The organism is Azohydromonas lata, assembly GCF_034427735.1.
Classification (GTDB): Bacteria; Pseudomonadota; Gammaproteobacteria; order Burkholderiales; family Burkholderiaceae_C; genus Azohydromonas; species Azohydromonas lata.
In genome coordinates this window covers 383,537-403,327 of the sequence record NZ_JAXOJX010000001.1, presented here as the reverse complement: position 1 = coordinate 403,327, position 19,791 = coordinate 383,537, and the positions used below count along the sequence as shown (strand labels likewise).

Sequence of the window (19,791 nt, the reverse complement as noted above, 5' to 3'; positions counted from 1 at the left end):
CAACTTTCAGCCGTGTTGAAGGCAAAAACACGATCAGCTCGTCGGAACGCCGTAGCGCTTGAACAGAGCCTCGAAAAAGGCTTTCACATCGGCTTTAGTTGTGGGCTGCAACTCCGCTGCCCCGAAGCGAAAGACGTCATAGCCCGCCAGCTTGAGTTCGCGGTCGGCCCTGGCCATCTGCGCATAACGCTGTACGTCGGCGGTGCCCGTAGCGTCTGCGTAGTGATGCTTGCCATCTACCTCGATGACCACCCGCACGCCCTGTGGCAGCAAGAGCAGGAAGTCCATGCGAAACCGCAGAAGTGCGTCTGGCCCGCGCTCCTTGACCGCGCGTGGATCCCAGTGCAACCAGACCTCTGGCAGCAGCGCTGGCAGGTTCGGCACCGCGCTGCGGAACCCCTCGAAGAAAGCATCGAACAACAGGGTCTGCGGTGGAGAGTTTCGGGGCAGACTAGCCTTGAGACGCGCATACAGCGAGCGCTTGGCCAGGGTGGCATCGGCTATCTGCTCAGTGTCACTCCACCACTGCTGCAGGTCATTCCAGCGCAGCCCATCGTTGCCGATGGGACGGTCATAGACGAGCACCTTGTCCGCGTTGGTGACGATCTCGATATGGTTGTCCAGCGCATCACGAAAGCGCAGGTCGGGCTTGTCGGGCGAGGCGAAAATGAGATTCTTCGGCCGGCCCTTGGTTGCCGCGTGCAGTGAGACCAATGAGAAGACCGGGTAGCCGCCTTCCGAGCTGGTCTCGCGTAGCTCGACGCCGCAGCTGCGCAGCGGCTCGTTGACGCAGGCGACGAAGTGGCGCTGCGCAGCCTCGTCGGGGCGTACGTCGGCTGAGGCCAGACCTTCCAGAAACAAAGCAAAGCGCTGGTCGGAGGCGTCATAGGCGCCCAACTGGTCAAACAGAGTTTCGGCCGGCCAGTCCTCCGGGTGACGATGAACATGCTGGTGAATTTCAGCTCGCAATCCTGTGGGCGTCCCGCCCAGCAGGTGGTGCATCCAGTCATTGGCATCCAAGATCCACAGGCGTTCCAGCAAGTCGTCGAACCGGCGAGCATCCCCATACAGGTCTTCGCTATTGAGCCTGCGTGCAACCTCGCGGCGATACCTCTTTGGGATGGGCGAGCATGCACTGTCGCTCCAGAGGATGTCCTGAATCTGGTTGCGCGTAGTGGCATTGGGCGGGTGGTGCAGCAGCAGCTTGCGTGCAACCCCCGGTAGATTCATGTCCGCCACCGCCTCAAAGCTGGAGGCTATGCGTTCTCGCTTGGAACCATCAGCGGTAGGCGCAGGCAGCCCCAATTTTTCGCAAAGCGTCGGCAGCTCGGTGTGCGTGCCGGCGTCTTTCAGTGCCGTGACAAGAGGAGCCAGCAGTTTGCGAAGTTGCGCGTAGTCCATGAGACGTGACTCAAGCTCGCAGCGCCATGGCGCGCAGCAGTGTGTCGATTTGCCCGAACGCATCCTGCTGCCACTGTTCGGGCGTGCGATCACCCAGCGCATGCGTGTCTTCGACGAAGCGCCTCACGCAGGTGGGACCGTGACCCTCGTAGGACTCGAACTTGTCAGCGATGTGGCGGAAACCGCGCTCGCCGCTTGCATGCCTCAGAAGAGGGAGACATTCTTGCGCCAGCGCATGGACGCCACCAGGGTAGTTCCGCACGCAGTAGTAGATGTCGTAGGCGTCCTTTTGCTTGTAGCGGCCCGCCAACGCATGGCCCTTCATCGCCAGCAGTGCAGGGATAGAGCACACCGCGATTTCCACGCGGTTCGTTCCTCCATTTGGCATCGGCCCCGCCATTGCCACCAGTTGATAGAACCGCATCGCCAGGTCGGCACCGTCCGCCCGCTGCACGGCGAAGTTGTTGATCAAGGGAGGATCATTCTTGACGATCTCCGCGTCGCGTGGCATCAAAAAGTCGACTACGACGTCGATCGCCTCCCCGTCATCTCGCGCGGGAACTTGGCGAACCAGTTGGAAGCGTCGAAGCCCTTCGCGCTGGGCGTATCCATGGCCTTGAAGTGCATCAATTAAGGTCGCGTATTCGCCGTCGCCAAGAGCTTCCGCATCCAGTCCGACGTCCACGTCGAGCGTGCCGACGTGAGGCATGTCCTCGTTGGCCAGCAGCAGCCAAGGAACCGCACCGCCTATGATGGTGAACTTGCCCTTGAAGCTGCCAAGTATCTGGCCGATCTCGATCAGCACGGACTTCACGGCTGCGGTCGTGCGGTCGTCGTATTGCGCGGCCGACTGTGGTTCCTGGGGTGGTGTTATTTTGGCCATGAGAGCTTTTGCTGGCGTAGGTGATCGGCGGCCTCGGCGCCGCGTTCGCCGGCAATGGAGAGGTCGAGGTAGGTCTGAACCGGGCTCGTGCAGACTGCGCCCGGTGCAGGTTCAACGGTGTCGGCGAGCAGTCCCAAGTCCTTCGGCACGGTGACGACCACGTTCTCGCCCTTCGATACAGGCGCGAGCTTCAGCGCTGCCTGAAGCTTTCGCAGGCCTTCCGTGTTGGCGAAGAAGTAGTGCGTGCCAGTGCGCCCGTAAGGTGAAAGCCACTGCGCGGCTGAGAACGATGCGAAAGCAGCGTGCCCGAGGCCGTCTTCGGCGTGCAGTGCACTGCGAGCCGCGTTTTCGAGCGCGCTGCCATGCAGCGACGTGTAGAACCGCAGCCGTTCACCTAGAGGTGCGGTGTAGCTGTCCCGCCATGCGTCCAGCAGGGCATTGGGTTCTGAAAGGATGAGCCCATCGTCCGAGGCGCGTGCCCATTCCCGGTCAATTAGGCCTGTGCGCACATTGCTAACGTGCCCCAAGCTGACACCGGAGACTTCCGACAGTTCGGTAACGCGCCATGCACGGCCGGGCTCGCGCAGCATGGCACGCAGAACCTGAGCCGACTTTGGCCTGAACAGCGACTTGAGTTCGCGTTGTTCGGCCATCGGCTTGTTGGCCACCATGCGTTCGATGAACACGCCGCCGAAGGAAATCCGGGCGTTGCCTTCCAAGTCCAGATACCCGACACCCTTTTCCTCGCACATCTGCCTCACCGCGGGTGAAATGTAGGGTGCGATGAAGACAGGTGTCGCCTCGGAGGCTCGCTGTGCAACGTAGCTCCACAGTTTCATCAGCGCGGCCCGGGCATACCGTGGTTGCCCATTGGACTTGTACTCGCAAATGAGCAAGTGCTGCCGACCGTCCACAAGCAGCCGGACAATCAGGTCCGGTTCCCAATCACTGGACAGAACCCCGGCTTCAATGCTTTCGACTTGAAGGATCGGAATCTTCTCAAGCAACCCGCGCAGCGCCTGACCAGCTTGAGCCTCGGCTTCTTTCATTGGATGAGCTTGTTTCAGCATCTGTTGAAAGTACCAGATTTTATGAAATCAGGGGACGCTTTCACTCTATGAAAGATTTTCAACTTCTGCTGAAACCGTCCTGACCTGCTCTTCCCTTGCAGGCATCTCAACGGCTTGCTCTTTGCACTTACACACCGCGCGCCTACACAAGACGATCTTAATAGCCGATAAGGGCAGAAATCTGAGGGCATTTTCGGTCTCCAGGCAAGTGGTCGCGAGCAGGTGCCAGCGCCGTTGGCCCAGCCAAGCCCCCGCTCCCACCAACAACACATCAGCTCGCTAGCACCAGCCACCCGCTCTGTGGGCAGCTCTGAAGCCCGGCGGCGCGCCGGAGCCGCGCCTGTGCCCTCGGTGCCAAGGCGGACTTCGAGGCGGGTGGAGCGCGGTGGCCGGCCGGGCTGGGCGCCTGCGGCACCATTTGCAGCCCGTTGCCGCGGGGGGCCGAGCAGGTATTTGCTAAACGGCATTAGCTGATGTGCCCGAGTCGTCGCCGAGTGCGTCCTTCGACCGATGAAAGATGGCAAGTCCATGACTGAAAGGACTTGCAAGATCTGCTGGTGAACATGGCAGTGAAAGCCAATGCGGCGGCCACCCAGCTCAAATCCATTCCCACGTCGCTCGCTGCCCCATGGATGGCTCACGCCATGAGCCAGCCATGCCGGAAGATGTGAAGACCGCCGTCAGGGAGCCGCGGTCCCGCCTGCCACGGCAGGCGCCGCGCCGGCCCTGGATATCCCCGGATCTGCAGCCCGAGCAGGGTCGCAAGCACTCGGAGCGTCCCATGAACGACCGGCTTTCCCAGCACGCTCTCGACGACGCGGACAGCGTCGGCGCCCCGGTGGGCGGCCTGCTGGACCTCACGCGCCAGCAGCGCAACCTGCTGCTGCTGCGGCCGTTGTTCCAGCTGGAGCTCAACAAGCTGCGCCTTGGTGACGGCAGTACGACTGGCACGGCGGAGGACGCGCTGATGCAGGGCATCGACACGCACTACCTCGTGCTCAGCGCCCTGGACCTGATGATGGAGGGCACCACGATTTCTAGCGGCTGCACCGCTGACGAGGTGCTGTCCCACCTGAGCGAGGTGGCGCGCGCGATGAAGCCGCAACTGGGCCGGGTGCAGCGGTTGCGCGTGGCCGAGGCGGTGCTTGCCGCGCTGGACAACAAGGCCAACGGCTACAGGGAGTTCGCCTTCGAGCACTTCGACGCCGCCCGCGGCGGCCTGCGCAGCGTGCGCTTTCGCCTGGTGGCCTACGAGCCGGACATCGAGGACGTCTACCGCTACAAGCCCACGCCGGAGGGCTACCTGGTCTACCTGGGCATGCTGGACCTCGCGCCCGAGGACGCCCAGGAGCTGATGGAGAAGATGCTGGACCTGCTGGTGCAGCGCGGCCGCTTCGACACCGCGCTGGAGATCGCCAGGCGGGCGCGCACGCTGTCCATCGAGTACCGCCAGCTCATCCGCGATCGGCTGCACCAGGCCTGCCGCGCCCCGGGCACCGTGCACTGGAGCCGCGACATGGCCCCGGGGCTGGACAAGGCGCGCGAGCACGTGCGCCAGCGCCAGTCGGAGGACCAGCGCATGGAGGAGGCGGTGCTGGAGGCGCTGCGCCAGGCCGAGGAGACGCGCTCGCGCGCCAACCTTGCCCAACTGCTCAAGACCTTGCAGGGGGCGAGCCTGCTGCGCTCGCAGCTGGTCAACGACATCAGCGGCGCCGGCGACCGCTTCCTGGTAGCGCAGCGCTCGGTGTTCCGGGCGCGCCGGCCGACAGCCCTGCCCGACCTGGAGGCGCGGCTGCTGCCCCAGCTCATCGAGCGCCCCGTGCAGGCGCTGGCCGAGGCGGCGGACGAAGCCCTGGGCGCCCTGCACCCGCCGGGCCGACCCGTCGTCCACGACCTCAACGCGCTGTTCTCGCTGCTGCTGGAGCAGCGCGCCCAGGACGTCGAGCCCGAGCCGGACGACGGCGAGATCGTGCCCTTCGTGCCGCCCGCGACGCCGTTCCCCAAGGAAACGATCGAAGCCGTGACGCACTGGCTGCAAACGAAGTTCGCGGCCGGCGCGGCGCTGCGCATCGACGAGCTGCTGGAGATGGCCGAGGACGAGGGGCTGGACCGCACGATGCGGCGCTGCCTGGTGCTCGTGCTGTTCCGCTCGTTCTCGGACACCGAGACGCCGTTGCGGCACGTCCGCTCCCGCACCCTGGACAGCGCGCTGGCGCAGTTCCGCGCCGACGTGGCCCAGGGCACCAACCTGCAGTTCACGCCTCGGGGAGACGCCGCATGAGCACCGTCCACGCCAGCGTGCGCAACGCCGCGCGCCTGGCCTACAAGGCACTGCACACCAGCCTCGCGCCCGCCAACGACCTGGAGTACCGCGAGCTGCTGGCGCTGTACCGCGCCGACCCCGGCTTCGCCGCGCAGGTGCAGGATGTCGCCGCCGGCCTGGAGCTCGTCATCCTGGACGCCAGCGAGCGCGGCCTGATCGTGGCGCCCGCGTCGCGCGAGAGCCGGTTCGCCGTGCGCATGACCGACATCCGGCTGGGCCTGAGCGCGGAGCAGAAGGCGGCCCTGCTGCTGGCGCACGTCGCCGTCGCCGCGGCCTTCTTCCCCACCACGGACGCCCTGGACGACGACGGCTATACGCCGGTGCCGGTCTCCGTGGGCGGCTGCCGCGACGCGCTGCACGCGCTGGCACGGCGCCTGAAGGAGGCAGCCCCGCCGGGGGCCGACGTGCCGCCCGAGCTGGCGCCGGGCTGGGAGATGCTGGCCGCGCTGCCGATCACAGTGCCGGCGAGCCAGCGCGCTTCACCAGGCTCGCTGGTGGGCGTCGTGCGGCTGGCGTTGGCGCACATGGAGCGTGGCGGCCTGGTGCGCCTGGACCGCGACGCCGAAGAGGAAGCCGCGATGACCTACACCGCGACGCACCGGCTGCGGGTCCAGCTGCGCGAGCTGGCCCTGCGCCGCCTCTACGAGATCGCGCAGGGCACGAGGGCCTGAACCATGCAAAAGATCTCCCGCATCTACCTGGGCAACTGCGGCTACCCCACCGCGTGGTACGACGGCCTGACCTTCGACCTGACCGATCCCGACACCGCGCTGCCGGCCGACGTCATCATCAACCTGGAAAACGGCGGCGGGAAAACGACGCTGCTGAGCCTGATCTTCTCCTGCTTCGAGCCGGGCCAGGACCGTTTCCTCAAGCGGCTGCAAAGCGGCAACAACCACTTCACGCAGTACTTCTCGCACGACGGCCTGCCCGGCTTCATCCTGGCGGAGTGGCTGATGCCGCCGCGCACGACGGGCGGGCCGCCCTGCACCCTGGTGGTTGGGCAGGTGGTGTCCATCCGGCCGGGCAACGACGTACCCGACTGCGACCGGCTGTTCTTCAGCTTCGAGGCGCGTCCGGGGCTGGAGCTGCACGACGTGCCGGCGCCCAAGCTCTCGGCGTCCCCGGCTGCCACCATGGCGGAGTTCCTGCGCTGGATCCACGAGGCGCAGCGACAGCACCCGGGCGACGTTTACATCACCCGCAAGCAGGCCGACTGGCAGCGCCACCTGCACGACGAGCGCCTCATCGACCTGGAGATGCTGCAGCTGCAGGTCAACTTCTCGGCCCAGGAAGGCGGCTTCGACACCGGCTTCCTCGACTTCCGGACCGAGGCGGAGTTCCTGCGCAAGTTCTTCGTCCTCACGCTTGACGCCCAGCGCGCCGCCGCCGTGCGCGAGGCGGTGGCCACCACCTGCGACAAGCTGCGGCGCAAGCCGCAATACCAGCGCCGCCTGGCCGAGCTCACGCGGCTGCAGGGCACGCTGGGCACCTTCGGCGAGGCGGCGTCGGCCTACCAGAAAGCGATGGCCGAGCAGGCCGCCGTGCTTGTAGACGGGGCGCGCATGGCCCGGGCGCTGCACGCACGCGTGGCCGACCACCGGCAGGCGCAGCAGCAGGCGCAGGCCCAGGCGCAGCAGCTGCACGAGGCCGCGGCAGCCGCCGGCGAGGCGGCCCACGCGCACTCGGACCGCGCCGGCACGCTCACGACGCTGTGGCACCGGTGCCGGGTCGAGCTGGCGCAGACGGCCCAGGGCGCAGCCCGGGACGCGCATGCCCAGGCCGAGCGGACCATCCTCCTGGTGAAGGCGGCCCGGCTGTGGGCCGAGGTCACCGCGGCGCAGGCCCGTGTCGACGCGCTCGAGGCCACGGCCGGCCAGGCCCGTGAGGGCCTGCGGCCCTTCCAGGCGCAGGCTGCGCGGCGCGGGGCCCTGCTGCGCCAGGCACTCCTGGTACAGGAGCAGGCCCTGCACGCCCAGCGGGACGAAGCCAAAGGGGCGCGCGCCGCACGACTGGCGGACATCGAGTCCTGCCGGGGCACCCTGCAGGTCGCCTTGGAGGGACTGCAGGCGGCCGGCAGCAAGCAAGCCGGGCTGCAAGCGCAGGAGGACGGCTGGCGGCGCGAGCGCCATCGGCTGCTGGAGCAGGAGGTGCTGGCCTCACCACAGGAAACCGCGCTTGAGGCCCTGGCGCGCTGGCAACGGCAGGCGGTGCACTGGCAGGACGAGCGATCCCGGCTGGAGGCCGAGCAGGCGGCGCACGAGCGCCGGGCCCGGGAGGCGCGCGAGGTCTCGGCCCGGGAAGGCCTGGCCGCCGCCCGGCTCGAAGGCGAGATCGCGGCGCAGGAGCGCTTCATCGCCGAGGGCCACGCGGAGCACGAGCGGCTGTCGCAGCTGCCCGCGCTGCTGCAGGCGGTGGAGTCTGACGTGGCCGATCCGGAGTCGCCAGCCCTGCCGCCGCTGCTGGAGCGCTGCGCCGCGTCCTCGGCGCGGGAGGTCGCGTCATGCGATGTCCGGCTGGCCGAGCTGCGGGCGACGCGGCAGGCTATCGAGGACACCGGCGTCGCCGGCCACAGCCCGGACGTCGAGCTGGTTGTTGCCCGGCTGCGCGCGGCGGGCATCCGCTCGGCACGCCCGTGCAACGGCTACGTCGCGGACGCCGTGCCCGACGCCGGCCGGGCGCGGGCGCTGGTGCTCAGCGATCCAGCCCGCTTCCTCGGCGTGAGCGTGGCGCCAGCCGAGATGGAGCGCGTGCGCGCCATGTCGTGGGACGCAGCGCTGCCGGCGCGCCCGGTGGTCGTGGCCCCGGTGGCGATGGACCCGCAAGGCACGCCCGCCGACCGCCTGGTCGTGCCGGCATCGAGCGACGCTGCCTACCACCGGCCGGCAGCGCTGGCGCTGGCCCAGGGCCTGGACGAGCGCATGCGGGCCGAGCAGGCACACCGCGCCGCCCATGCCGGCCGGCATGCCGCGCTGCTGGCGGCGCAGGAGGCGCTGCAGGCCTTCCTCAGGCGCTTCGGGGGCGGCCGCCGCGCCGCGGCGCAGGTTGAGGCCGAGCGCCTGCGGCACGAGCTCGAGATGGCCCAGGCGCGCGCCCGCGACGCTGTGGCGGGCGAGGAAGAGGCGGAGCAGGCGGCGCGGCAGTGCGCGCGCCGGGCGCATGAGCGTGCCGAGGACGCGCGCGGCTGCGCGCACCACGTCCAGGAGCTGCAGCGCCTGCTGCAGGATTTCGAGCACGAGCGGCCGCGACGGCTGCAGCGCCTGGAAGCGCTAGCGCGTGCGGTCCAGACGCTCAACGAACAGCGGGCCGCGGCGGCACGGGAGATCGCCGCGCTGGAGGCGGCGGCGCGTGAAGCGTTCGAAGCCGCGGTCCGGCTCGGCTCGCAGGCCGAGGCCCTGCAGGTCGAGCGCGACCGGGTCGAGGTCCACGACCTCGCCCTTCTCGTGGACGGCTCATCCCTGCCCGGCGCCGCCGACCTGCCCCTGCTGCGCACCAGCTACGCCGATGCGCTGCAGACCTTCCGGGCCCGGGCGCAGGACCAGCTTGGCGTGCTGGAGTCGCGACTGCAGGCCGCGCGCGAGGCCTGGCGCGCCAGGGCCGACGAGTTCACGCGCGACTTCCACGGGCTCGGCCCGGACGACCTGGGGCCGTATGCCGGGATGGACCATACGGCCCTGTTGCCCGGCCTGGAGCAAGCGCTGCAGCGCGCGCACGAGGCGCTCGTCGACGCCGGGGCCGCGCTGGAGCTGGCCAATCGCGAGGCCCGGCAGTGGCACCACGAGCACCCCAGCACGCTGGCGGCCGTGCCGCCGGACCTGGCGGCGCTAGACCCCGAGGCCCTGGACCGGGCGCGGCACGAGGCGCTGGCCATGGCGGCGCAGGCCGGGCAGCGCCACGAGGAGGCCCTGGCCGAGGCCGAGCAGGCGCGCCAGCGCGCCGCCGACCTCGGGCGGCTGGCCTCGGAGGAGGACCGGTTCGCCGCCCTGCTGTGCTCGTCGATGGCGCTGGGGGAGCGACCAGACCCCGAGCTGCTGGCGTTGCAACTGGCAAGTCTGGCGGGTGCCGGTGCGGGCCCCGCTCCCGACGCCGGGCAGGGCTTCGAGCTGGAGGCAGACGCGGCCGCCCAGGCCACGCGGCTGATCGACGCTTTCCAAGGCAAGGTGGGACGCCGCGAGCAGGCGCATGGCGCGGCGCGCAAGGCGTTCGACAAGCTCAAGGTCGCCGCGGCCGAGCCGCCACTGCAGCAGGTGGAGCCGGAGCTGGCGACCCAGCTGCTGGCCAACGGCTTCGAGGCCGCCTGTGCCGACGCCGCCCGGCTGCTGGAGGGACTCCAGGACCGCATCGGCACGACGCGCTCCAGCCTGGAGAAGATGCAGGCCGACTTCGACGCCTGCGTCGAGGAGTTGCTGGCGCTGTCGCGCACGGCGGTCTCGCTGCTGAACGCGGCCACCACCAAGCGCGTCCCGGCGGGCGCGCCCTACGTGGCGGGCAAGCCCGTGATCCGGATGCGGGCCCACCTGGCATCGGCCAGCGTGGACGCACGGCGCCAGGCCCTGCACCACTACCTGGACCACCTCATCGACACCAACGTCATCCCGGCCAGGGGCGCTGACCTGGTGGCCGAGGCCGTGCTGCGCATGCACGGCGGCAAGACCCTGGGCCTGCAGCTGCTCAAGATGGTGCCGGACGAGAGCCAGCAGTACGCCGCGCTGGACCGCATCACCAACTCCGGCGGCGAGGGCGTGGTGATGGCCATGTTCCTCTACCTTGTGGTGGCCCAGCTGCGCGCGCAGACGCAGGCTTCGCTGCACAAGGCCGGCGGCGGTCCGCTGATCCTGGACAACCCGTTCGCCAAGGCCACCTCGCCGACGATGTGGAAGGCGCAGCGGCTGCTGGCGACCTCGATCGGCGTGCAGCTGATCTTCGCCACGGCCATCCAGGACTACAACGCACTGGGCGAGTTCACCGGCTTCATCCGGCTGCGCCGGGCCGGGCAGAACAGCCGCACGCAGCGCTGGCACCTGGAGGCCGCGCGCTTCAAGCTCCACGAGGCCGCCGCGGACGATCGCTAATGTCGGCGTTCCTCACCCAGCTCGCGGCCTGGCCGCGGCGCCGCATCGTGCTGGAGGAGCTCAAGCGACTCTTCTACACCTCGCATCCCGAGTTTCAAAACAGCCCGGACCGCGGTGCCCAGTTGCTACTGGCGCTGCGGGAGCTGCAGGCCCAGGGCCGCATCGCCCTGCCTGCTGCCGGCAGTTGGGAGCGCACCGGCGCGCCGCCGCTGCCCCGGTGGGTCCTGCTGGCCCGCGACGAGGCGCCCGCCCCGGCGGCCGAGGACTACGCACGCGTGCCCTGGGTCCCGGAGCTGGGCTTCTGGACCGAGCTCAAGCCCGCCCAGCTGCCCGCGGCCAGGGCCCTCAACGACTTCCTGCTGCGCCGCCGCGCCAGCCTGGTGCGGGTGCCGGTCAAGGAGCGGTCGCTGGAAATCTTCGGCGACGAGAAGCGGCTGGACGCACTGCGCAGCGGTGACCACCTCTTCGGTGGTCGGCTGTCGCTGCACACGCTGGGCGCATTCGTGGTGCCGCCTCCCCTGCCCTACCGGCCGGCCGCGGCGCCGGGACGCCCGGTGCTGGTCGTCGAGAACCACGACAGCTTCTGGAGTTTCGGCGAGTGGAACCAGCACGCCAGGCGCTACGCCGCCGTGGTCTACGGCGCCGGCGAGGCGTTTCGCAGCAGCGGCGCCGCGCTGGGGCAGGTGCTGCGCGAGGTCCGGGCCAGCGGCGCCGAGTACCTCGGGGATCTCGACCCGAAAGGCCTGCGCATTCCCATGGAGTTCAACCGCGCAGCGCTGCCCGCAGGACCTCAGGTCGCGCCGGCGCTGCCAGCCTACCGCTGGTTGCTTGACCACGGTCGCACGCGAGACAAGGCCCAATGTGCCGACGCGGATGTCGACGTGGCGTGCCGGTGGTTGGACCCGGATCTCGGGCAACGGCTGGCCGCGCTCTGGCGAGCCGGACAGTGGATTCCGCAGGAGGCCTTGGGCTACGAGCAGCTCATGGCCGGATTCATGACACCGCCCTGCTCCATCCCGGGCTGAACACTCGCAAATGGAGTGTGGCCAATATCTATCGGCTTTCGCTCAGCTTCCACCACCGACTGCTGGCATCAGGGACTCGATGCATGGTGAACGTTCTGACCGCCGACTTCCTGCAGCAGCGCGACGCGGCACAAGAGGAACCTCGACATGAGCAACACCGAGTTGGCTCACATGCGCTTTGATGTACGCTCCAAAGTCCAGGCGACCCAGACGCTGGCTCAGGCCACCGGGCCCTGAGGCCGGGGCGCCGGCCGCACGTTCAGCGGCACCTCCTTGACATGCTGCTCAGCCTGCCAGTGGTCATAGGCGGATTGCACGGCCAGCCACACGGTGGCATCGCCGCCGCGGTCCTTGCCCAGCCAGGCTTCGATGCGCAAGGCCATCTCGGGCGAAATGCCAGCGCGGCCGTTGAGCACCCGCGACAGCGTGGTGCGGTCCACGCCAAGCTGAGCGGCGGCCTCGGTCACGGTCAGACCAAGAGCGGGCAGCACGTCATCGCGCAGCGTCAGGCCAGGGTGAGGGGGATTGAACATGCGACCCATGGTGTCAGTCCTCAGTGGTAGTCCTGGTAATCGACCAGTACCGCATCGGTGCCGTCGAAGGTGAAGGTCAGCCGCCAGTTGCCGCTGACCGAAACAGCCCAATGGCCGGCAAGCGAGCCCTTGAGCGGGTGCAGCTTCCAGCCGGGCAGGTTCATGTCCTGAGGGGCTTTGGCTGCGTTCAGGAACGTCAGCATGGTGCCCAGTCGGGGCGCGTGCTGGGCCTGGATGCCCGCTGTGCTGCCAGTCTCGAAAAACCGTTTCACGCCCTTGTGCAGGAAGCTCTTGATGGCCATACGGCAATTGTAGCGTGCGGCGCCTCACGCCACAGCAAAGAGAAGTAGCAAGCTGCGCTGTCCTGCGTTCATTAGGCTCCAGTCGTCAATAGTTGGCGTCGGGCGTCCGGGGCCGGCTCTCAACCGTCCAGGCCATACCGTTTAATCACCTCTTCCAGCGACACGGTTTGGGTTTTGCCTGCACGAATGTCACTCAGGCGTTGCTCCGCGAGGTACAGGTCTTCCAAATCGTCAAGGTGCTCGCGCACTGCCTCGATGATCAAGAAAGTCTTGGTGCGCCCGGTGAGCGCGGCCAAATGGTTCAACCGAGCCTCCACGTCTTCTGGCAAGCGGATGGACAGCGCCATGGCACCCCTCCTTACGCGATACACGCAGGGCATTTTCGTGTTGTCGTCTGCCGGTTGCCAACAGCAAACGCGTAAACACAGCAGCACATGGAATTTTCTCTCATCCTACGACTCGCAATACTTCACAGCCAGAGTTTAGTTTTAGAGCACGTGGCCAAACGCAGGATGGGGCTCCTTTCACATTACTCTTTACAGACCTGAATTTAGCATCGGCTTTTATGTCAAATTGAGTGAGTACCCAAAGTTCACCCCGGACGCTTCTGTTAGCTTCAGCAATCATGTCTTTACTGCGTAGTGCACGCTGAAGCCAGTTCGAGTAAGCGCGTTTGTTCATTGCTCCTACCGGAAGAAGCAGATTATCTGGCTGAAGGACTAGCGACAAAAATTCTAAAACTATGTGACATTTTAACGCCTTGCCAAGCTAACAGAAGGCTGCTTGCATCGTTGCTGCTTCAGTGCAGACATTGTCTAGGTCGCCACGTGCAAACTACGACGTATGCACATCCTTTCCCATCAATCAACATAGGCTGATTTCTGGTTGAAGCCCAACTACTCGTTAGGCGGAGAACCATGCTCTAGCAATCCACTCCAGAACGAAAATGCAGAATAGAAGGATTTTATCTATTGTGGCTTTAGCGAGCGTTGTCACCGGTTGTGCAACGTCTGGCCAAGCGCTCCAAGAACGGAAGCCGTTGAATGTTTTTGTCTCGCCAGGAACGATCAAGCAGACTGCGCTGACGATATCAGAAATGAGCGGATACTGCAGCCGAAATTTATATGACATGGAATATAATGAATATCCAGCCCTAAAGAAGATCACTATTGATTATAAAGGCAAAAATCGGGGCGATCAGCATAATTACTACAGAAGAATTGATATTGATGAAACCGGCATCAATCAATCCAAAGTCACCATCTATAACTCCATGGATATCGAGCTTAACCGAATAGCTGCATCGCAAATCGAAAAATGGGTCAACAGCAACTCCCGCGAATGCGTGTGGGGGTTTTAAGAGCCTGTTTCTCATGACCTGCCCCCCGTAGGCGTACCAACAATTCGACTGTTGAGTCCGAGGCTGCGCCCAAGCAGGGGACGAAGCAACGTGCCACCTAGGACTCAACTTCCCAATGCCTGGTACATCGGCGGGGGCAGGTCAAAAAACGACGCCGTTTACTAATGTGTGTTAGCAGCAACCAACGCCGCTCGGCAAAGGTCGCTGCGTGCCTTACAGGCCAGGCGATCCGCGCGTCGACGCGCGTTCATTTAAGCTCAGGAAAACAACCTCTGCCACAGGCTTTTCTTGGCTGGCCTTGTTTCGACGTCGATCATGTCACGCCTGGGATCGACTCCAGCAGGCGAAGCTGCGGTTGAGATCGCCTCCATGAAGTCACGTTCTGCAGTCGCCTGCACAGGTCGGGAAGGGGCGGCCTCTGGAGCCAGCGGAGGCAGCTTTCCGCCCACCTCGCGAAACTCCACGTCGATGCTTTCTCCGAATGTGTACCACTGCTTGAATCGCTCGTGCCTGCGCGACAGGTGCTCTAGCTCGCGCTGCAGCGTCTGCAATTGGCCTTCGAGTTGGGCCAGCGCTGGGAAGAACGTGTTGGGGAAATTTTGGCTATCAATGAGTTCGACAATCTCCTGGCACTGGCGCGATAGGTTATCTCGCAGTTGCTTCTTCGCTTCTTCGAACCTGCGCCTGCGCTCCTCCTGCTGATATGAGTCCCACGCCTCCAACGCCAGTCCCAGCACGGACAGTGCACCATTGAGTCCGTTGGCAAACTTGGTAGCACCCCACGGCTTGAACTTGAGCAGCCCCCCTAGATCAAGTCCTATCGCCTTGGCTGCTGCACCGATGCCGTCACGCACCATCAGCACACTTTGGTTATTGATGACGTTACCTTTGACCAGATAGTCCAGGCCCTGCTTGCCCATTGACAGGACTACGTTGTTGAAGTGGGCCAGTTCTGAGTCCACCTTCAGTTGGATACGGCTCAGGTCCTGAGTAATGCTGCTGACCTCATCGGAGAAAATTTCTTGCACGCGCTGGTTGATCAGCCGGCCTTCCGTGCCGATTTCCCGATGGAAGAAGTCATTGAAGGTCTCCAGGCTTACGCCGAGGCTCTGCAAGAGCAGGTCCTCGAAGTAACGGATCACACGACCACGCAGGCTGATGCGTGCCTCGCTGATCTTCCTTGACACCTTGCCAAGCTCGTACTCCTGGTCGCAGCGCATGGCTCCCATGCGCTGCGATTCCTCGTGCAACGTCTCGAAGCCCTCCCTCGCAACGGGCAGTTGCTTCTGGATGATGTCAGAGATGATGCTTCTCTTGACCTCGTGCGCCAGTGCCAGCGCACCTCCGCTTTGCTGGATTCTGGCCTCGGTCGCCTCCTGGAGACTGCCAATATGCGACAGGCGCTTGAACTCGTCCAGATTGGCAAGCCAGTGCTTCGTTCCCAGATCAAATGGATTGGCAGCCACCGCCACGATGGATAGTCCCGATTTCTCCTCCGGGCTCAAGCCAAGCACATCATCTAAACGTTGCGCAATGGACGACTTCTTGACGAGAAACTTCTCTAAATAGTCTGCTTCATCCGCCACGTCCGCGACCTCGTCGAAGCGGCTGAGCACGAATACCGTCCGGGGCAGCAGATTGAGCGAGCGGAACAGCCACTTGAGGTCATCGGCATGGCTCTCCTTGATCGAGTTCGTGGAGTTCATCACGTACAGCACGAGATGAGCCTCGCTCACATACCGCTTGGTGATGTCCTTGTATTTCTCGATCGCCATCGTGTCCGTATTGACCTGCTCCTTAAAACCGAACAGGCCAGGAGTGTCGATGAGCTGCAGCCGCCCCTCCACGTCATAGACCTTCACTTCGTTGGAAGACTCTTGGTGGCTTATCTTCATGCTGGCCTCGTCCAGCCTTTCCATCCATGCGGCAGCAATCGACGTCTTGCCTTCCGAGAAGCCGCCGATCAGCGCAACACGCAGCTTTTCGTCTTTCACTGCATCAAGCCCGTTGCGCACCTTCTGCACCAGTTCCGGGTGGAGGTTCATGCCCAGCTCCGCTCCCTGGCGGACAAATTCGGCAAGCTTTTTAAGGATGCCCAGCGCCTGCTGCTTCTGCTGGCTGAAGTAATTAATGGCGTTGCTCATGTCCGTCCCTCTTATGCAATCTTGCTTTCGATGTGAGCCATGTCCTTGCTCGCAGTCTGAAGCGCCTGAATTACAGCCATCACAGAGTGCAGCGGCGCAGACAACTGCTGCTTGAGCTTATCGATGGTCTGTTTCATCTCACCGGCGGCCTCGGCCAGCCGTTCGTCAAGCATGTCCTCAATCTTGTCGAAAACCTTGGCTAGGTTCTCATCAGCCGATTTTCGCTGCTGCTCCATTTTGTATGACGTGCTGAAGAAACTCCGCACCGACTTGTAGAGACTGAAGATCAAGGTCACTGCCCCCAGTGCGGCCGCCAGCGTCCATCCCAGCGGATTGGATGAGAAAAAGGCCGCCCAGATCATCGCCGTTGCTCCACCAAGCGACGACAGCAGCCCAAACGTATTAATGCCGTTGTCTATCTTAAACTCAAGCGCGAAGTGCCCTGGTCCTGCGCCGAAGTGGCGATTGATATTGAGCTCCAATATCTCGTCAGCATTCTTTTTGAAGCGCGTCACCACTTCCTTGATCTCTGCTTCGAAGACCTCGACTTCGGCATGCAGTGCTTCTTGAAGATCTTCTACCAGCTCGGTCTTCAACGCATCGATGGTGGACTCAAGCATTAGCTTGAAGTCGTCGTTACTCAGGTCATCCTCGATATGGCAGTAGATGGCTTGGCGCTTCTTGGTCTTGGCTTCTGCAAGTCGGTCTCGGCAGCGGCTCTTGATCCGGCGCGCGATGGCATCCTCAAGGTTGTCGAGTTCCCGCGTGGTTGACTTGTGCTGTTTGCTCAGGTTCTGCCTTGCGGTGGAGAAAGTCTTAAACATCTCATCCAGCATCCTCTGCCCATCCTGGACACCGACCTGGATCTTGCGTACGTTTGATCTATGAATTTTTTCCTTGTAACCGCGGCATATCTCTTGACTGATAAAGCGCACAAATGACGAGAAATTGCTCTTCTCGAGCAGCGCCTCCGCGTCCATTCCTGCCAGAAACTTCTGCCGGTTTTTGTAGTGCGAGTTGGTAGGAAGCAGGCAGTCCGTGGCGGAGTAGAAGGCCGGCAATGAGCTCAAGCTGATGCAGCCTTGGTAGCTGTCGCCGAGCTGTGCCCGAAGCTCTTTCTCGAGGTCCTGAAGGCTAGCGGACTCCCCGTCATTGAGCAGTTGGGGCCCTCGCAGCGCCATGGGGTTGGTGATGCCTTTGTTGTAGACAGCCCAGACTTCGGTCTGGCTGCCCAGGTGCTGTCGTATCTTTTCCAGGGTGCCAAGCTGGTTTCCCTCGCCCTTGTTCGGCGGGGATGGCTTGCGCGTGATGTAAAGGACGGCATGCGACTTCTTTACCGCGCCATTGATGGCTTCGCTTACCTTGCTTTCTTCGCCCTCGATGCCAGGCACGTCGAGCAGGGTAATTTTTTGGCCCTGCACATCGAAATGGTAGCTTTGAGACTCCAGCGTGAAATCGGAATGCCCGTTACCGATAATGGAACCGTCCTGAAGGGGGGCCAACTGTGCCAAGCTGTCCTGGATGCAGGCCAATTCTTGCTTATGGCGTTGAGCCTGCGCTCCAGCGTCGTCGATACGAGCTTGATATTCGTGCTCGGAGGCTCGGTGCTGCGCCTGCAGATGCTGCAGATTCCTGGCTTCATCGGCCAGTTGTTTTTCTTCTTCGAGCTTCTTGAATAAATGGAAAATCTTCTGCCAAAGGCTGAGCGCGCTGCGCTTATGCTGGGCGTCGGACTTCAACTGCTTCAGCCTCTGCTGCAAGCCATCCTCTGCACCTGAATGCCTCAAGCGCAAGGCCTGCAAATCCTGCTCACTGAGTTGCTTTTGCGCGGCAGCTGCTTTCAGCCGGTCTTGCAACGTCGCGATGTGCTCGCCGTTGAACTGGACGCGTTGGGCAATGCTGCGGAACTTTGCTTGAGTTTCCCGCTTGCTAGGTTCGCCCAGCAGGATGCGCAAGGTCTCAATGATGGTGGACTTGCCAGCGTTGGTTTCACCATACATCGAGATGGTGAACACGTCCCATTCCGCCAAGCTGCGCAGTTCCTCAAGCGCTCCCGAAATTTTGAGCTTGTAATCGTTCAGCAGCGCAAGCGCCTTTTCTTTCTCATGCGCCACGCTTTCGTGGTCAAGCCGTGGCGAAGGCGACTGAGTAATGCGGTCGATCGACTCCTGGACGGAAGCAATGATCTCATCATATATATAGGCCGGATTGTTATTCTGTGTCTTTCTAGGCAGATCGAGACTTTGAACCTGCGACGTCCGTTGCGCTAACATCTTTATTCCTTTTTGCTTTATACATTGAAGAGTGATGCTTGATTGGATGTGTCCATCAGGTCGATCTACTCACTGGCCGCCGATCAGCTGAACGGCTGCGTTCGTGTGAGGACACGCACGACCTCCGAGCGCCGGTGTCTGCACCGAACGGGGATTGATCCGGCATTCTGGTTAAGCGCGACACGAGGTCGAGCAGCAGCGCGATTGAAAAATCAGCGATTTTTGAGCTGGCCCCGGCACGTGGCGCTGCGACGGCGCGTCTGGAGTAATGGCCTTGATCCCGCAGTGCCAGTGCCCCGAGCATTTTGGTAAACGCTTTGATAACTTGCGTCAGCCCGATGCCGTGTAAGCCAACAGTTGGCGGTTGAGGTCCGCCTGCATGCCCTCAGGGCTGATGACCTGTACGTTCGGGATCCAGTACCGCACGATGGGCAGGATCTGATCGGCATGCGCGATCCGGCCGGAGACGATGATCCCGCCGTCCTGAAGCTCCTTTTCCAGCACCTGCCCCGCGATGAGCTTACGGCGCCTAAAGTACTCGGCTGCTTCCTTCGACACCTTGAGCACCACCTCCGACTTGTTCTCGTTAAGCCAGATGCTGTCCTCGTCGACGAGCATTTGATCGATGTGCGCAGCGCGCTCGAACGTGGTGCCCAGCGGCAGCAGCCGGTCGATTTTGGCGAAAGTGAAGGCTTTGAGCCGGTCGCCGTCCATGCCGGCGAGGTACCACACCCCGGTGTGGTTGATCAGACGGTAGGGCTCGAAGTTATCGTAGGTCTTTGTTCCCGAACCCTTGTGATAGATGAAGCTGATGCGCTCGCGGCGAAGAATGACCTGCTCCAGTTGCTTGAACAGCGGTGTACGTTCGCCCACGTCTTCGTAGTTATGTCCCTTGATTAGCAAAGCCGACTCCAGGCGCCCTTCGAGCAAGCCGCGGAGGAAGTCTCGCGTGAGTGCCGGGTAGAGTCTTTGGATGCCGGCCAGGCAGGCGAAGCGTTCGACATCGGGGTAGCTGAGCTTGCCCAGGTAGCTTTGCGCCAACGTATAGCCCGCAGCCGTCTTCTCTAGTGGCAGGAACGCGAACCGCTCGTTCAGGTCGCGCTGGATGGTGCGCAAGTTGACACCGAACTCCTGGGACAGCGCATGCGGCTCCAATGACTCGCCCTCGTTGAGACGTCGCAAGATTTGCGTGAGTCGGATGGGCAGCTTGTCGTGTTCTTCTGGCGAGGGCATGGGTGAGCAGATCGGGCAGACTCGGTACCGCCAGCGCCCAAACCCGGCTGGTGCGGCAGTGTTAGTAACTCAATGTACATTGGCCTCGCGACAGGGCGTGTCGTATTGCTCACTGGCTGGGACACGAAAGTGACATCTGCGTGTTGGATTGCGCAGGCCAGCCGCATCACTG

14 protein-coding genes are annotated in these 19,791 nt (G+C 63.8%); 5 read left to right on the top strand and 9 right to left on the bottom strand.

Annotated elements, in window-relative coordinates:
* Positions 1-33: 33 nt before the first annotated feature.
* Genes SM757_RS01855 through SM757_RS01845 form a run of 3 tightly spaced genes read right to left on the bottom strand, consistent with a single transcriptional unit; the run spans position 34 to position 3,354 of the window.
* Positions 34-1,401, bottom strand: coding sequence for an AbiJ-related protein (locus SM757_RS01855; protein ID WP_322464004.1), 1,368 nt, complete (start codon positions 1,399-1,401; stop codon positions 34-36).
* A gap of 10 nt (positions 1,402-1,411) precedes the next feature.
* Complete coding sequence (locus SM757_RS01850) at positions 1,412-2,284, bottom strand: hypothetical protein (protein WP_322464003.1); 873 nt, start codon at positions 2,282-2,284, stop codon at positions 1,412-1,414.
* On the bottom strand, positions 2,272-3,354 hold the full coding sequence (locus SM757_RS01845; RefSeq protein ID WP_322464002.1) for a type IV toxin-antitoxin system AbiEi family antitoxin: 1,083 nt from the start codon (positions 3,352-3,354) through the stop codon (positions 2,272-2,274). Before SM757_RS01845 ends, SM757_RS01850 begins: the two co-directional genes overlap by 13 nt.
* A gap of 781 nt (positions 3,355-4,135) precedes the next feature.
* Here SM757_RS01845 and SM757_RS01840 point away from each other — a divergent pair.
* From SM757_RS01840 to SM757_RS01825, 4 genes are read left to right on the top strand one after another with little or no spacing between them, the layout of a single operon-like run.
* Positions 4,136-5,635, top strand: coding sequence for a hypothetical protein (locus tag SM757_RS01840; protein ID WP_322464001.1), 1,500 nt, complete (start codon positions 4,136-4,138; stop codon positions 5,633-5,635).
* Positions 5,632-6,348 (top strand): hypothetical protein, encoded by a 717-nt coding sequence (locus tag SM757_RS01835; RefSeq protein WP_322464000.1) that lies wholly within the window; start codon positions 5,632-5,634, stop codon positions 6,346-6,348. The genes SM757_RS01840 and SM757_RS01835 overlap by 4 nt, the downstream gene beginning before the upstream one ends.
* A gap of 3 nt (positions 6,349-6,351) precedes the next feature.
* Entirely contained in the window at positions 6,352-10,749 is a 4,398-nt protein-coding gene (locus tag SM757_RS01830; protein ID WP_322463999.1) for a coiled-coil domain-containing protein, read from the top strand.
* A complete protein-coding gene (locus SM757_RS01825) occupies positions 10,749-11,774 on the top strand; it encodes a Wadjet anti-phage system protein JetD domain-containing protein (protein WP_322463998.1) in 1,026 nt (341 codons plus the stop codon). Before SM757_RS01830 ends, SM757_RS01825 begins: the two co-directional genes overlap by 1 nt.
* A 218-nt stretch (positions 11,775-11,992) precedes the next feature.
* Here SM757_RS01825 and SM757_RS01820 read toward each other — a convergent pair whose 3' ends face one another.
* The 3 genes from SM757_RS01820 to relB all read right to left on the bottom strand — a co-directional run bounded on the left by SM757_RS01820 (position 11,993) and on the right by relB (position 12,956).
* Entirely contained in the window at positions 11,993-12,418 is a 426-nt protein-coding gene (locus SM757_RS01820; RefSeq protein ID WP_322463997.1) for a HigA family addiction module antitoxin, read from the bottom strand.
* Entirely contained in the window at positions 12,328-12,609 is a 282-nt protein-coding gene (locus SM757_RS01815) for a type II toxin-antitoxin system RelE/ParE family toxin (protein WP_322463996.1), read from the bottom strand. Before SM757_RS01815 ends, SM757_RS01820 begins: the two co-directional genes overlap by 91 nt.
* A 119-nt stretch (positions 12,610-12,728) precedes the next feature.
* Complete coding sequence (gene relB, locus SM757_RS01810; protein WP_322463995.1) at positions 12,729-12,956, bottom strand: type II toxin-antitoxin system RelB family antitoxin; 228 nt, start codon at positions 12,954-12,956, stop codon at positions 12,729-12,731.
* A 626-nt stretch (positions 12,957-13,582) separates the two neighbouring features.
* On the opposite strand from relB, the gene SM757_RS01805 reads away from it, so the two are divergent.
* Positions 13,583-13,969 carry a hypothetical protein gene (locus SM757_RS01805; protein WP_322463994.1) on the top strand — a complete coding sequence of 129 codons (387 nt, stop codon included), beginning with the start codon at positions 13,583-13,585 and terminating at the stop codon, positions 13,967-13,969.
* A gap of 257 nt (positions 13,970-14,226) precedes the next feature.
* Here SM757_RS01805 and SM757_RS01800 read toward each other — a convergent pair whose 3' ends face one another.
* From SM757_RS01800 to SM757_RS01790, 3 genes are all read right to left on the bottom strand, one after another.
* A complete protein-coding gene (locus SM757_RS01800) occupies positions 14,227-16,113 on the bottom strand; it encodes a LeoA/HP0731 family dynamin-like GTPase (RefSeq protein ID WP_322463993.1) in 1,887 nt (628 codons plus the stop codon).
* Positions 16,114-16,124: 11 nt separating this feature from the next.
* Positions 16,125-18,386 (bottom strand): AAA family ATPase, encoded by a 2,262-nt coding sequence (locus SM757_RS01795; RefSeq protein WP_322463992.1) that lies wholly within the window; start codon positions 18,384-18,386, stop codon positions 16,125-16,127.
* A 330-nt stretch (positions 18,387-18,716) separates the two neighbouring features.
* On the bottom strand, positions 18,717-19,619 hold the full coding sequence (locus tag SM757_RS01790; protein ID WP_322463991.1) for a helix-turn-helix transcriptional regulator: 903 nt from the start codon (positions 19,617-19,619) through the stop codon (positions 18,717-18,719).
* Positions 19,620-19,791 lie beyond the last annotated feature (172 nt).